Genomic DNA, 12670 nt, shown 5'->3' with positions numbered 1-12670 from the left:
ATGAGCACACCCACACAGAAACTCAGCCACGCCAGTTTGCAAGAAGCCGCGCACTGGTACGTGCAACTGCAGGACGAGGACGCCGGCCCGCAGGTGCACCACCAGTGGCAACACTGGCTCGACCAGCACGGCGACCACCGCGCAGCCTGGCACTACGTGCAACGTGTCGGCCAGCGCTTCGCGCCTTTGCAGGCCGAAGGCACTGCCGCGGGCCGGGCCCTGCGCGAGCACGACCCGCGCCGCTTCAGCCGGCGCACCGGGCTCAAGACGTTGCTGGTGCTCGGCGCCAGCTCGCTGCTCGGCTCGCAGGCCTGGCGGGGTGCGCCACTGCCGGGCTGGGGTGCCGACCTTGCCACCGGCATTGGTGAAACCCGGCAAACCCGCCTGGCCGACGGCAGCCAGCTGTGGCTGGGCGCCCAGAGTGCAGTGGACCTGGAGTTCTCTGCGCTGAGCCGCGTGCTCACGTTGCGTTTTGGCGAAATCCTGGTGGAAACCGCCGCCGACTCGCGCCGGCCATTTTTTGTCGACACCGCGCAAGGTCGCATGCAAGCCCTCGGTACCCGTTTTGCGGTGTGCCAGCAGGGCGAGACCACGCGGCTGGACGTGTACGCCGGTGCGGTCGAAGTGTGCACTGCGAAGCGGGCCGAGCGCCTTATTGTCCAGGCCGGGCAGCAGGTGGTCTTCACCGCCCAGGGCATCAGCGCGCCGCGCCCGGCGCAGAGCGCGGGCGAGTCGTGGATTCATCAGCGCCTGAATGCCGAGGACATGCCCCTGGCGCAGCTGTTGCAGACGCTGGGCCGCTATCGCCATGGCCACCTGGGCTGGCACCCGTCGGTGGCACAGCTGTCGGTGATGGGGGCTTTTCCGCTCAACGATACCGACCGCGCACTCGACCTGCTGCAGGCCGCGCTGCCGGTTCGTGTGCAAAGGCTGACGCCCTGGTGGGTGAGCGTCGAGCCGGCGTGAGGAGTGGGGCTGATGGATGGTTGCCGATAGGTTTGTAGCGCCATACCCCCCCCAAAGTCCTCATGCAAAAAAACCGCACCAACCGGTTCCCTTTTCCCAATCTCGTTCGGTTAACCCCTCACAACCTCCCTCAACTGACCGTATCGACCTCAGGGACCAGCATGCCGACGCCCCTCCACCCCGCCTTTCGCCTGGCGCTTGCCGCCCCGCTTTCCCTTTGTGCCGCTGCACCGCTAATGCTGCCGGCGACCTTGGCGCACGCCGAACAAGCGATCAATGCCGAGACTGCCTTCAACATCGCCCCCGGCTCGCTGACCAGCGCCCTCAACCAGTTCAGCAGCCAGGCCGGCATCTACCTGGCCGGCAGCAACGCATTGGCCGCCGGTAAAACCAGCCAGGGCCTGCAAGGCCGCTACAGCGTCACCCAAGGGCTGGCCCGTCTGCTGCAAGGCAGCGGCCTGCAGGCTATACCGCAAGGCAGCAGCGGCTATGTGCTGCAACCGGTCGAAGACGGCAATGCTTTGCAACTGGATGCCACCGCCATCAACGCCGCCACCCTGGCTGCCAGCAATGGCCAGGGCGACACGGGCTACCGTGCCGTCTCCAGCGCCACGGCCAGCAAGACCAGCAGCGCCCTGGCCGACACCCCGCGCTCGGTCTCGGTGGTGACGCGCCAGCGCATGGACGACCAGCAATCGCAAACCCTCACCGAAGTGCTCGGCTATGTACCGGGCATCTTCTCCCCACCCTTTGCCGGCGGTGACGGCCAGGCGGGCGACCTGTTCTTCATCCGTGGTTTCAACGCCACCGACTATGGCTACGGCCTGCTGCGCGATGGCCTGCGGGTGCAAGGCAACCGTTACGACACCAGCAGCGAACCCTATGGCCTCGAGCGGGTGGAAGTGTTCCGCGGCCCGACCTCGATCCTGTACGGCGAGAACGCCCCAGGTGGCGTGGTCAACCTGGTAAGCAAACGGCCGACCGCCGAGGCCCGCGGCGAAGTGCAGCTGAGCTATGGCTCGCACAACCGCCGCCAGCTGGGTGTCGACGTCTCCGGCCCGTTGAACGATGAAGGCAATGTGCTTGGCCGCTTGGTAATGATGGGCCGCAACGCCGATACCCAGGTCGATCACCAGCCTGATGACCGCCTCTACATCGCCCCGTCGCTGACCCTGAACTTCGACGAGTTCAACAGCCTGACCGTGCTGGCCACCTACCAGCGCGACCGCACCTTGATGGAGTTGGGCTACCCCGCAGCCGGCACCTTGCTGCACAACCCCAACGGCAAGATCGACAAGGACCAGCTGTCCGGCAACCCGGACTGGGACAACTTCGAACGCGAAACCTGGAGCCTGGGCTATGAGTTCAGCCACCGCTTCAACGACACCTGGCAGTTCCGCCAGAATTCGCGCTATATGCAGTCGCGCATCGACCGCCAGGAGATGTGGCCAGGCAGCCTGAACAACGGCGGCTTCGGCACCACCTTGGGCAACACTGCCTACGACCGCTACAACAAGTCCATCGCCTACTCGCTGGACAACCAGTTCGAAGGCCACTTCGACAACGGTGAGTTCGAGCACACCCTGCTGCTGGGGGCGAGCCTTGACCGCACTTCGTTCAACCAGGACTGGGATGCCGGCAACGGCGGCACCATCAACGTGTTCAACCCGGTCTGGAATGGCAAGCCAAGCACGCCTTTACACGTGCAGAACGCCTTGCTCGAACAGACCATGTACGGCCTCTACAGCCAGCTGCAAACCAAGGTCGACAACTGGGTGTTGCTGCTCGGCGGGCGCCTGGACCGGGTCAACAGCCAGTTCCGCAACAAGGCCGGTACCCTCAATGCACAAGCCGACATGGACAGCTGGGACAGCGACTTCACCTGGCAGACTGGCGTGATGTACCAGTTCGAAAACGGCCTGTCGCCGTACTTCAGCTACTCCACTGCCTTTGCCCCCACCCAGCAGACCGAGAGCAAGAGCGGCCCGCTGGACCCGACCACCAGCGAACAGTACGAAGTGGGTATCAAGTACGAGCCCAAGGGCTGGAACACCGCCTTTACCGCGTCGGTGTATGACCTGCGCAAGAAGGACGATGTGCTGTTCGACTCAAGCGTCGGCGACTACCGCCAGATCGGCGCCAGCCGCGCCAAGGGTGTGGAGCTGGAGCTCAACAGCGACCTGAGCGAAAACCTCAACCTCACTGCGGCCTACACCTACACCGATTCGCGCATAACCAAGGACGTGGCGGGCTCGCTGTATGAAGACCACCAGATGACCGGCGTGCCGCGCAACCAGGCATCGGTGTGGAGCACCTACCGTTTTCGTGACGGGCTGTTGAAGGGGCTGCAGATCGGCGGTGGCGTGCGTCACTTCGACAGCACCTTCGCTTATACCCCGGCGAGCCTGTACGGCAAGCTCGATACCGGTGATGTCACGCTGGTGGATGCCAAGGTGGGGTATACCCTCGACGAAAATTGGTCAGTCGAGGTCAATGCCCGCAACCTGTTCGACAAAGAGTATGTAGCAGGCTGCAACAACGCCGGGCGTTGCTACTGGGGTGAAGAGCGGACCTTGCTCGGTACCGTTTCGTTGCGCTGGTGATCCCTTAAACAAAAGACCCCGGGCATCTGCATGACCGGGGTCCTTGGATCACGCCGCAAGCGTCGCGATCAGCGTATCGCCAAGATTACTGCGGCTGAGGCAGTTTATCGATCGGGCCGCAGCCACCGATGACCTTGGAGATGGAAACCGAAGGGTGGAACAGGTAGTCGTACGAGCAGTTCTTCTGCTGGTTGTAGACTTGACCAGTGCAGCCGGACAGCAGGGCAACGCCCGAAACGACAGCAACGGCAACAGTGGCTTTCAACAGCTTTTTCATACTAAGTCCTTTAAATGAATCGTCGGCCATCGTACTGATGGCGCCCGGATCATACAGAACCAAAGCATTGGATCCAAGTCACAGAGGGCTCGATGTAACAATACGTCGCGTTATCGCAGCATTAACCGACAGTTGAAAAGTAAGCCGCCGGGGAAGATAGTCTGTAGTTCTGCCTTGCACCTGCACTATTACAGGAGTTCCCCCCATGCTGGGTGTTACCGACTACGGCGCCTTCGTCATCGCCTTCATCATCGTCCTGGCCATCCCTGGCCCAGGCAACTTTGCCTTGATCACGGCCACGGGCAAGGGTGGCATCAAGGCCGGCTTGGCGGCGACCTTCGGGGTAATCCTGGGTGACCAGGTGCTGCTGTGGCTGGCCGTGGCCGGCGTGGCCACCTTACTTGCCGCCTACCCTGCCGCCTTCCACGTGGTGCAATGGGCGGGGGCTGCGTACCTGGCCTACCTGGGCCTGCGCATGGTGCTGAGCAAACCCGGCGGCGCCCCGCGTGCAAGCCGCATGGACAACGGCCACTACTTGCGCCAGACGATGATGATCACCTTGCTCAACCCCAAGGCGATCATGTTCTACATGGCGTTTTTCCCGCTGTTCGTCGACCCGGTGAAGCACCAGGGGTTGCTGACCTTTGGCTTTCTGGCGGCGACCGTGGCGGTGGTGACGTTCCTGTATGGGCTGATTGCGGTGGTATTGACCCACAAGCTGGCCGAACGCATGCGCGCGAACCCACGGATTGCCAACCTGTTCGAGCGGTTGGCGGGGGTTTGCCTGGTTGGGTTCGGGATCAAGCTGGCGGCGATGCGCTGATTCGAGATTTCCGGGGCTGCTGCGCAGCCCATCGCAGGCAAGCCAGCTCCTACAGGTACTGCACTGCCTTCAAGGCTTGCGCTTTACCTGTAGGAGCTGGCTTGCCTGCGATGGGCCGCAAAGCGGCCCCAGGTTTACCCAAAACGCATAAATAACAGAAGAGCGCAGTTGTCATTTCTTGAACTGTAAAGGATGGCGAATCAGCCATCCGCCCTACAGCTAACCTTCAGTTTTTTCCCCTATCTTGTAGTCCATTTCCCAAACATACTGCCGATCCGCTCAAACTGTTGCGAGTGCTTGGGTCGCGCTCTAGTCTCGCCGTGTCGTTGCCAAATCAACGACTGGCTTTGACAGGCCGACAACCCAAGTTTCCGCTGCAGCGCTTCATGGCGGCTGTACATAGGGCACATTCGTGTGCGCCGGGTTGCTTGGGTACCGGTCTGTCAACCTGTGTATAGCTGCCTCCATTCGTTTGACAGCGTTGCCAGGCAGCTCCACTTACCCAAGGAGCTTTCATGCGCAAGATAGTCCCCGATCCGCCCTACTCCCTCAATTCCTCGCAGATATTGCAGGACACCCTGATCCAATCCACAGAGTACGTCCTCTGTGCCCTGTCTGTAGCCCGCCAATCAGTGCAACTCAAGCCCACCTCCCCCAACTCGATCGTGATGCAGGCAGTCATCCACGAGATGGAGGCAGTACAAAGCCTGGTTGAGTCCGCATTGATGCAATTGCAGATGCAGCCGCACATCCCCGCAGCGCCGGGCACGGTGCATTGAACGTTCGAGTAGCTGCGTACCCCTCCCACAGGGCTCTTCTCCATACCTGTGGGAGCGGGTTCACCCGCGAAGGGGCCAGACCCGGCACTAAAGATTTCAGGGAGTTAAATGACGACTACAGCCACCCCAAAGCCGCCCACCACGGTCGGCCTGACAACGTTCTACCAAGGCGAAAACCAAACCCACCCACTCTTTCGCATCGAGCCAGGCATCTGCTGCCAAAGCGCCCGCGAACAGGCATCCGAGCTGATGGGCTATGTACGCGACATGACCCTGACAGGGTTGATGGAGGGCGATCAGAAGTTGATCTGGGCTTCGCATTACCTGAGCGCGATGGCCAAAGCGCTGCTTGATGATGCGGAACTGGGGATGATGAAGCTTTAGGGACAGGCAACGAAGGCATCGAACCTCTCCGCCAAGGCGCCATCATCAAGATGGCTATCTCACTACTACGTGCGTACAGGCACAACCCGCTACCTGATGCTCTACGGCAGTGATAAGACGGCTCAATCCAGAAGCATTAAACGAGCGAAGGAAATTCTTGACGCCCTGCGAGGTAAAAATCATGAGTAACACAGCCCATCACGACGAGATGCCAATCCTCGATCTAGATTTGAGCAATACCAAGCCTTTCGAAGCCTCTCGGTTCCTTGATAGCCCTGAAACCATTGCCGCGTTTCTAGCTGAAGCGATGAAGGCTAACGACGCTCAGGTCTTGATGCACGCCATGGGAGAAGTGGCAAAAGCAAGGGGCGTGAACCAGTTCGCTCAGGATGCCGGGGTAAACCGAGAATCTCTTTATAAAACACTCAAAGGTGGCGACAAGACTCGTTTCGCTACAGTTCAAAAGCTCATGCTTGCCCTGGGAGTGGAGTTAACGGTTAGGCCGCTTGATAAGCATCTAGCGTAAAAGATGCCGCCTAGACCAAGGTGACGTCTTTTATGACGCCGACTAGGCGACCGATGAGGGCGTATTAGAGACCAACGAAAAAGCCCCTGAAAACTCATCGTTTTCAGGGGCTTCATCTACCACATGTATGGCGGAGAGATAGGGATTTGAACCCTAGGTACTGTTGCCAGTACAACGGATTTCGAATCCGTCCCGTTCGACCACTCCGGCATCTCTCCAATGGCGCGCATCATACCAGCGAATTTATGAAACGCAAACCTTTATTTCAAAAAAATTCGCGTGGTATCAGGCGCTTGCGTGAACGTGCCGCTTACAGCGGCACGCCCAGGCGCTTGGCAACTTCTTCGTAGGCTTCGATGACGTCGCCCAGGCCCTGACGGAAGCGGTCTTTGTCCATCTTCTTGCGGGTTTCTTTGTCCCACAGGCGGCAGCCGTCTGGGCTGAATTCGTCGCCCAGGACGATCTGGCCGTGGAAGACGCCGAACTCCAGCTTGAAGTCGACCAGCAGCAGACCGGCGTCATCGAACAGCTTGTTCAGCACTTCGTTGACTTTCAGCGACAGCTTTTTCATTTCGACCAGCTGCTCGGCGGTGCCCCAGCCGAACGCGACAACGTGGGATTCGTTGATGAAGGGGTCGCCCTTCTCGTCGTTCTTCAGGAACAGTTCGAAGGTGGACGGCTCCAGCTTGATGCCCTCCTCCACGCCCAGGCGCTTGACCAGGCTGCCCGCGGCGTAGTTACGCACCACGCACTCGACCGGGATCATGTCGAGCTTTTTCACCAGGCACTCGTTGTCGCCCAGCAGCTTGTCGAACTGGGTCGGCACGCCGGCTTCTTCGAGCTTTTGCATGATGAAGGCATTGAACTTGTTGTTCACCATGCCTTTGCGGTCGAGCTGTTCGATGCGCTTGCCGTCGAACGCCGAGGTGTCGTTGCGGAACAGCAGGATCAAGCGGTCGGCGTCGTCGGTCTTGTAAACCGATTTGGCCTTGCCGCGGTAAAGTTCTTCGCGTTTTTCCATGATGGGCTCCGCTTGCTTGAGTAGTTGGGCTAGGCGATTTCGCGCCAGTCGAGCCCGTGTTCCTGATTCGCCACCTGAAGCCAGTCCGGGTCGCACCCAAGGGTGTCGACGAAGCACTGGCGGGCCAGTTGTGGCAGGTTGTTCTTGCTGCTGAGGTGGGCCAGCACCAGGTGTTGCAGGTTGCTCCAGCCCAACTCGTCCACCAGGCGCGCAGCCTGGTGATTGTTCAAATGCCCTTGCGCGCCACCCACCCGCAGCTTCAAGAAGGCCGGGTAGTGCCCGCGCGCCAGCAGGTCACGGCAGTGGTTAGCCTCGATCAACAAGGCATCCAGGCCTTGGTAGCGCTCCAGCAACAACGCATCGTACGAGCCCAGGTCGGTGAGCATGCCGAAACGCCGTCGGCCGTCGCTGAACACGTACTGCAACGGCTCGTAGGCGTCGTGTTCGACGCGCGCCGCCGTCACCTCCAGGCCACCGATGCGCAGGCTGTCGCCACACGCGAGAAAACCGGCCACCTCCACCGGCTTGCGCAGGCCGCGCAAGGTCCCTTGGCTGAGGTAGACCGGTACATTGTAGCGCCGCGACAGCAACCCCACCCCATGCACGTGGTCGGCATGTTCGTGGGTGACCAGCACGGCGCTAAGCTGTGCTGCGCTGACCCCGAGCAGCGCCAGGCGCCGCTCGGTTTCACGCAGGGAAAACCCGCAATCGACCAGGATAAGCGTGTCACCACTGGCGATCAGCGTGCCGTTTCCCTGGCTGCCGCTTCCGAGTACCGCGAAGCGCACTTAACCCAGGTGGTCCTGAATGGCGCTCAGCACGCGGCGGGCGACATCGGCCGGAGCCACGGTGTTGATGTTTTTCTCGACCGTTACCTGCACGCTTTCACCGACCTTGCTCAGGCGCACCTGGTAGCGTTCGGCACGGGCTTCACGCTCTTCCTTGGACGGCGCACTGCCGAACAGGCGGCTGAAGAAGCCCGGCTCGTTCTGCTTGTCGTCAGGCTTTTCGGACAGGTTGATGTAGTACAGGCCCAAGCTGCGGTTGATGTCTTCGACACGCCACTCGCCACCTTGCTCCAAGGCGCGGCCTACGCTGGACCAGGCACGATCCAGGTCGGCGCCCAGGTACAGCACCGGGTTGCCGCTGCCGTCTTCGCTCAGGCTGACGCGGCTCGGGGCATCGAAATCGCGTGCGGCCAGCAGCGAGACCGACCCGCCCTTCTCGGCGCTGCGGTTCATGCTGGCAAGCATTTCGTCGACCAGCAGGGCATCGGCGCCAGTGTTGCTGGACGAGGACGGGAAACCAGGTTCGGCAGTGCTGCCGGCCGGGCGCTCGACGCTGACGATGTACACCTCGGAGGTGTTGCGTTGCACGCCGGGCTCCATGCGTACACGCACGCGCACTTCGCTGTCTGCGCTGCTGGCGGTGCTCGCCAGGCGCTGACCGAGTGACGCGGAGAGTTCGTCGAAACGCTGCCAGGTGGTGTTGAATTCGCCAGTCTGTGGGCGCTCTTCAGCAATGCGGAAGCCATTGTCTTCAAAGAACTGACGGGCTGCCGGCCAAACTTCGGCGGGCGAGCGCTGGGCCAGGACCCAACGGCTGTTGCCGCTGCGCTGCAGGCTGAAATCGCTGACTTCGGCACCCGCAGTCAGGGGCTGCGGGCGCGGTACTTCGAACTCGCCGGTGGCACGGTCATCAGCAACGTTACGCGGAATAGGCAACAGCGGGTCGAGGCGCTTGACGTTGCTGGCGTCCGGCGGCAGCTGCATCGGCGCGGTCGGGTGCGCCTGCAGGTAATCGCTGCCGCGGTCGCGGAAATAACCCTCGTCGCCCCACAGCCAGCCGCAACCGCTGGTGCTGGAAATGATCAGGGCAAGGGCGGAAAGACCAGCCAGTCGCTTCATGCGGTGTACTTCCTCGATTAAACCAGTACGCCGGACTGGCGCAAGGCAGTACGGACTTTTTCGTGACAGCCTTCGCTCAGCCAGGTCAGCGGCAGGCGAATGCCCTTGTGCATCAGGCCCATTTCAACGAGCGCCCACTTCACCGGAATCGGGTTGGCTTCGCAGAACAGGTCTTTGTGCAGCGGCATGAGTTTTTCGTTGATCGCGCGGGCCTTCTCGGCATTGCCCTCAAGGGCGGCCTCGCACAGATCGGCCATTTCGCGCGGGGCGACGTTGGCGGTCACGGAGATGTTGCCCTTGCCGCCCAGCAGGATCAGCTCGACTGCGGTCGGGTCGTCGCCGGACATGACGATGAAGTCCTTGCTGACGCCATCGAGGATGGCTTTGGCGCGGGCCAGGTCGCCGGTGGCTTCCTTGATGCCGATGATGTTCGGCACGGTCGACAGGCGGATCACGGTATCGGCCTGCATGTCGCACGAAGTGCGGCCGGGCACGTTGTAGAGGATCTGCGGGATGTCGACGGCTTCAGCGATGTGCTTGAAGTGCTGGTACAAGCCTTCCTGGGTCGGCTTGTTGTAGTACGGCACGACCAGCAGGCAGGCATCGGCGCCAGCGTTTTTGGCGTTCTGGGTCAGGTGCACGGCTTCCGACGTGGAGTTGGCGCCGGTGCCCGCGATGACCGGGATGCGGCCATTGACACGTTTGACAACAAATTCGATGACCTCGATGTGTTCTTCAACAGTCAGGGTGGCCGACTCGCCGGTGGTGCCGACGGCGACGATCGCATGAGTGCCGTTTTCCAGGTGGAAGTCTACAAGTTTGCCGAGGCTGTCCCAGTCAAGACGCCCTTGTGCATCCATGGGAGTGACCAATGCCACCATACTGCCCGCAATCATGTAACTGCTCCTGCCGGAAAAAGAGAGCGGTAATGGTACTGGGGGCATCGGCCTTGCACAAGCGAAGCAGGCGGGCGGAGCATTCCCCTCGGCGGCTTATTTCGCTACCCTTGGCCCTTTGATCGGTGCAGCGCGGCCCGCCGGGCCGTCGACCTTGCTCCCCGCCGGCGTCCACGACCTCGCATGCGAGCCCCGGGCCCTGCCGACTGGAGGCTTTTGCCTGTCCTGCACCGACCGCTCATCGCTTTAGGAATGCTGCATGTCCACCCCCACCGTCCGCGAACAATTCCTTGTCATCAGTGCCCTGGGCCCAAACCCCATGGAACTGGCCAACGTCCTCAGCCGCGCTGCCTTCGAAAACCGCTGCGCGGTCGTCACTTCGCGCCTGAGCCGCCATGGCGAGACCAGCGCCCTGGTGCTGCAGGTCGGTGGCAGCTGGGACGCCCTGGCGCGTCTTGAAGCTTCCCTGCCGGGCCTGGGCAAAAAGCACGGCCTGACCCTCGATGTGGTGCGCAGCGCCGACCAGGAGGTGCGCCCGCAGGCGCTGCCTTACGTGGCCTATGTCAGTGCGGCCTACCGCCCGGACATCATCAATGAGCTGTGCCAGTTTTTCCTCGACCACCGCGTCGAGCTCGAAGCCATGACCTGCGACACCTACCTGGCGCCACAAACCGGCAGCAGCATGCTCAACGCCCAGTTCACCGTGATCCTGCCCGCCGGCACCCAGATCAGCTGGCTGCGTGACCAGTTCCTGGACTTTGCCGATGCCTTGAACCTGGATGCGCTGATCGAGCCTTGGCGCCCACAGAACCCCGTGTAAGGAAGCCCCTATGGCCGTAGCACTCGACCAACCCGTTGCCGACTTCCAGGCCCAGGCCACCAGCGGCCAGACGGTCAGCCTCGCCGAGCTTAAGGGCCGCCAGGTGGTGGTGTACTTCTACCCGAAGGACAGCACTCCGGGCTGCACCACCGAAGGCCAGGGTTTCCGCGACCAGCATGACGCCTTTGCCGCAGCCAACACCGTGGTGTTCGGCGTGTCGCGCGATGGCATCAAGTCGCATGAGAACTTCAAGGCCAAGCAAGGCTTCCCGTTCGAGCTGATCAGCGACAAGGACGAGGCCCTGTGCCAGCTGTTCGACGTGATCAAGCTGAAGAAGCTGTATGGCAAGGAATACATGGGCGTGGACCGCAGTACCTTCCTGATCGACAAGGACGGTGTGCTGTGCCAGGAATGGCGTGGGGTGAAGGTACCAGGGCATGTGGAGGCCGTTTTGGCGGCGGCCCAGGCTTTGAACAAGGCTTGAGATAGGTTGGGGCCGCTTCGCGCCCCATTCGCAGCACAAGGCTGCTCCTACAACGGCAACCTTGTGCTGCGAAGGGGCCGCAAAGCGGCCCCAATGTCATTCAAAGCAGTGGCGAAACACTCGGCTCCTGCCGCGGCCAGGCATCCAGCACGGCCTTGAACAGCGTCGCCAGCGGGATCGCGAAGAAGATCCCCCAAAAGCCCCACAGCCCACCAAACAACAACACCGCGCAGATGATCGCCACCGGGTGCAGGCTGACCGCCTCGGAAAACAGCAGCGGCACCAGCACGTTGCCATCCAGTGCCTGAATGATCGCGTACACCGTCATCAGGTAGATGAACTGGTCCCCCCAGCCCCACTGGAACAAGGCAATCAGCGTCACCGGCACCGTCACCACCACCGCGCCCACATAAGGCACCACCACCGACAAGCCCACCAGCAGCGCCAGCAGCGCGGCATAGTTGAGCCCCAGGCTGATAAAGGCGATGTAGGTGGCAATCCCGCAGATCAGGATCTCGATACCCTTGCCACGGATGTAGTTGGCAATCTGCCGATTCATCTCGCTGCCCACCCGGTTCAACAGTGTGCGCTGGCGTGGCAGATAACCACTGACCCAGCGGGCGATCATTTCCCGGTCCTTGAGGAAGAAGAACACCAGGATCGGCACCAGCACCAGGTAGATCATGGCGTTGACCAGCAGCGGCAGGCTCGACAGCGAGAAGGTCAGGGCCCATTGGCCGAACTTACCGATTTCACCGCGCACCGACTCGATAGCTCGCAACACCTGCTCATCCGACACCAAGTGTGGGTAGCGCTCAGGCAGCAGCAACAACAGCGACTGCCACTTGCCGAGCATGCCGGGCAACTCGTTGAACAGGGTGATCAGCTGGTGCCAGAGCAACGGCACCAGCACCAGCAGGATGACCGCCAGCGCCCCCATGAACAACGCGAACACCACCGCCACCGCCAGCCGAGTAGGCACGCGCAGACGCTCCAGGGCATTGACCAGGCCTTGCATCAGGAACGCCAGGACCATCCCCGCCAACACCGGCGCGAGCATGCCGCCCAAGGTCAGTACCGCGGTAAACGCCAGAAACAGCAGGACCGCCAGCACCACCGCTTCTTCATCGGAGAAGTAGCGCTGCATCCAGTCGCGAAGCACTTTGAACATTGACGATCCTTGG

14 protein-coding genes, 1 tRNA gene and 1 pseudogene are annotated in these 12670 nt (G+C 61.6%); 9 read left to right on the top strand and 7 right to left on the bottom strand.

Features of this window, described 5'->3' with window-relative positions; all coding sequences use genetic code 11:
• Entirely contained in the window at window positions 1-966 is a 966-nt protein-coding gene (locus tag QOS90_RS04560) for a FecR domain-containing protein (RefSeq protein ID WP_027594640.1), read from the top strand.
• A gap of 161 nt (window positions 967-1127) precedes the next feature.
• Window positions 1128-3569, top strand: a complete 2442-nt coding sequence (locus tag QOS90_RS04555) for a TonB-dependent siderophore receptor (RefSeq protein ID WP_085272426.1) — start codon at window positions 1128-1130, stop codon at window positions 3567-3569.
• 85 nt (window positions 3570-3654) lie between these two features.
• On the opposite strand, the gene QOS90_RS04550 is transcribed toward QOS90_RS04555, so the two are convergent.
• On the bottom strand, window positions 3655-3846 hold the full coding sequence (locus QOS90_RS04550) for a DUF4223 family protein (RefSeq protein WP_027594641.1): 192 nt from the start codon (window positions 3844-3846) through the stop codon (window positions 3655-3657).
• A gap of 205 nt (window positions 3847-4051) precedes the next feature.
• Here QOS90_RS04550 and QOS90_RS04545 point away from each other — a divergent pair, with 205 nt between their 5' ends.
• The 5 genes and pseudogenes from QOS90_RS04545 to QOS90_RS04525 all read left to right on the top strand — a co-directional run bounded on the left by QOS90_RS04545 (window position 4052) and on the right by QOS90_RS04525 (window position 6358).
• Window positions 4052-4669, top strand: a complete 618-nt coding sequence (locus QOS90_RS04545) for a LysE family transporter (protein WP_027594642.1) — start codon at window positions 4052-4054, stop codon at window positions 4667-4669.
• A gap of 515 nt (window positions 4670-5184) precedes the next feature.
• Window positions 5185-5448, top strand: a complete 264-nt coding sequence (locus QOS90_RS04540; protein WP_027594643.1) for a hypothetical protein — start codon at window positions 5185-5187, stop codon at window positions 5446-5448.
• A 108-nt stretch (window positions 5449-5556) separates the two neighbouring features.
• Window positions 5557-5832: a DUF3077 domain-containing protein gene (locus tag QOS90_RS04535; protein WP_027594644.1), complete on the top strand. Its 276-nt coding sequence runs from the start codon at window positions 5557-5559 to the stop codon at window positions 5830-5832.
• A 63-nt stretch (window positions 5833-5895) separates the two neighbouring features.
• A pseudogene (locus QOS90_RS04530) lies at window positions 5896-6021 on the top strand (type II toxin-antitoxin system RelE/ParE family toxin); the annotation flags it as partial.
• Window positions 6014-6358, top strand: a complete 345-nt coding sequence (locus QOS90_RS04525; protein ID WP_027594645.1) for an addiction module antidote protein — start codon at window positions 6014-6016, stop codon at window positions 6356-6358. The pseudogene QOS90_RS04530 and the gene QOS90_RS04525, both read left to right, overlap by 8 nt.
• Before the next feature lie 128 nt (window positions 6359-6486).
• Here the strand turns inward: QOS90_RS04525 and QOS90_RS04520 are convergent.
• The 5 genes from QOS90_RS04520 to dapA form a co-directional block, all read right to left on the bottom strand.
• A tRNA-Ser gene (locus QOS90_RS04520) sits at window positions 6487-6576 on the bottom strand.
• Window positions 6577-6668: 92 nt separating this feature from the next.
• Window positions 6669-7379 (bottom strand): phosphoribosylaminoimidazolesuccinocarboxamide synthase, encoded by a 711-nt coding sequence (gene purC / locus QOS90_RS04515; RefSeq protein ID WP_008097517.1) that lies wholly within the window; start codon window positions 7377-7379, stop codon window positions 6669-6671.
• 29 nt (window positions 7380-7408) lie between these two features.
• On the bottom strand, window positions 7409-8167 hold the full coding sequence (locus QOS90_RS04510) for an MBL fold metallo-hydrolase (RefSeq protein WP_027594646.1): 759 nt from the start codon (window positions 8165-8167) through the stop codon (window positions 7409-7411).
• The gene (gene bamC, locus QOS90_RS04505; RefSeq protein ID WP_027594647.1) at window positions 8168-9286 is read right to left on the bottom strand and encodes an NlpB/DapX family lipoprotein; all 1119 of its coding nucleotides are present in this window, start codon (window positions 9284-9286) and stop codon (window positions 8168-8170) included.
• Between the two features lie 17 nt (window positions 9287-9303).
• Window positions 9304-10182 (bottom strand): 4-hydroxy-tetrahydrodipicolinate synthase, encoded by an 879-nt coding sequence (gene dapA, locus QOS90_RS04500; RefSeq protein WP_085272425.1) that lies wholly within the window; start codon window positions 10180-10182, stop codon window positions 9304-9306.
• Between the two features lie 259 nt (window positions 10183-10441).
• Between dapA and QOS90_RS04495 the strand changes: the two genes are divergently transcribed.
• Both QOS90_RS04495 and QOS90_RS04490 read left to right on the top strand, forming a co-directional pair.
• Window positions 10442-11002, top strand: coding sequence for a glycine cleavage system transcriptional repressor (locus tag QOS90_RS04495; RefSeq protein ID WP_027594649.1), 561 nt, complete (start codon window positions 10442-10444; stop codon window positions 11000-11002).
• 10 nt (window positions 11003-11012) lie between these two features.
• Window positions 11013-11486 (top strand): peroxiredoxin, encoded by a 474-nt coding sequence (locus QOS90_RS04490; protein WP_085272424.1) that lies wholly within the window; start codon window positions 11013-11015, stop codon window positions 11484-11486.
• Window positions 11487-11586: 100 nt separating this feature from the next.
• Here the strand turns inward: QOS90_RS04490 and QOS90_RS04485 are convergent, their stop codons facing one another.
• Window positions 11587-12657 (bottom strand): AI-2E family transporter, encoded by a 1071-nt coding sequence (locus tag QOS90_RS04485; protein WP_027594651.1) that lies wholly within the window; start codon window positions 12655-12657, stop codon window positions 11587-11589.
• Window positions 12658-12670: the final 13 nt, after the last annotated feature.

The sequence above is a fragment of the Pseudomonas sp. LAIL14HWK12:I10 genome (genome assembly GCF_900184205.1).
Taxonomy (GTDB): Bacteria; Pseudomonadota; Gammaproteobacteria; order Pseudomonadales; family Pseudomonadaceae; genus Aquipseudomonas; species Aquipseudomonas kermanshahensis.
The sequence above is the reverse complement of the archived record's forward strand: the minus strand, read 5'-3'. Positions and strand labels throughout refer to the sequence as shown.

What these genes read in the sequence shown, in the direction of transcription:
- QOS90_RS04490 (WP_085272424.1), top strand. Translation starts at nt 11,013, where the DNA reads ATGGCCGTAGCACTCGACCAACCCGTTGCCGACTTCCAGGCCCAGGCC.
- QOS90_RS04560 (WP_027594640.1), top strand. Translation starts at nt 1, where the DNA reads ATGAGCACACCCACACAGAAACTCAGCCACGCCAGTTTGCAAGAAGCC.
- QOS90_RS04550 (WP_027594641.1), bottom strand. Translation starts at nt 3,846, where the DNA reads ATGAAAAAGCTGTTGAAAGCCACTGTTGCCGTTGCTGTCGTTTCGGGC.
- dapA (WP_085272425.1), bottom strand. Translation starts at nt 10,182, where the DNA reads ATGATTGCGGGCAGTATGGTGGCATTGGTCACTCCCATGGATGCACAA.
- QOS90_RS04545 (WP_027594642.1), top strand. Translation starts at nt 4,052, where the DNA reads ATGCTGGGTGTTACCGACTACGGCGCCTTCGTCATCGCCTTCATCATC.
- bamC (WP_027594647.1), bottom strand. Translation starts at nt 9,286, where the DNA reads ATGAAGCGACTGGCTGGTCTTTCCGCCCTTGCCCTGATCATTTCCAGC.
- QOS90_RS04525 (WP_027594645.1), top strand. Translation starts at nt 6,014, where the DNA reads ATGAGTAACACAGCCCATCACGACGAGATGCCAATCCTCGATCTAGAT.
- QOS90_RS04485 (WP_027594651.1), bottom strand. Translation starts at nt 12,657, where the DNA reads ATGTTCAAAGTGCTTCGCGACTGGATGCAGCGCTACTTCTCCGATGAA.
- QOS90_RS04495 (WP_027594649.1), top strand. Translation starts at nt 10,442, where the DNA reads ATGTCCACCCCCACCGTCCGCGAACAATTCCTTGTCATCAGTGCCCTG.
- QOS90_RS04555 (WP_085272426.1), top strand. Translation starts at nt 1,128, where the DNA reads ATGCCGACGCCCCTCCACCCCGCCTTTCGCCTGGCGCTTGCCGCCCCG.
- QOS90_RS04540 (WP_027594643.1), top strand. Translation starts at nt 5,185, where the DNA reads ATGCGCAAGATAGTCCCCGATCCGCCCTACTCCCTCAATTCCTCGCAG.
- QOS90_RS04535 (WP_027594644.1), top strand. Translation starts at nt 5,557, where the DNA reads ATGACGACTACAGCCACCCCAAAGCCGCCCACCACGGTCGGCCTGACA.
- purC (WP_008097517.1), bottom strand. Translation starts at nt 7,379, where the DNA reads ATGGAAAAACGCGAAGAACTTTACCGCGGCAAGGCCAAATCGGTTTAC.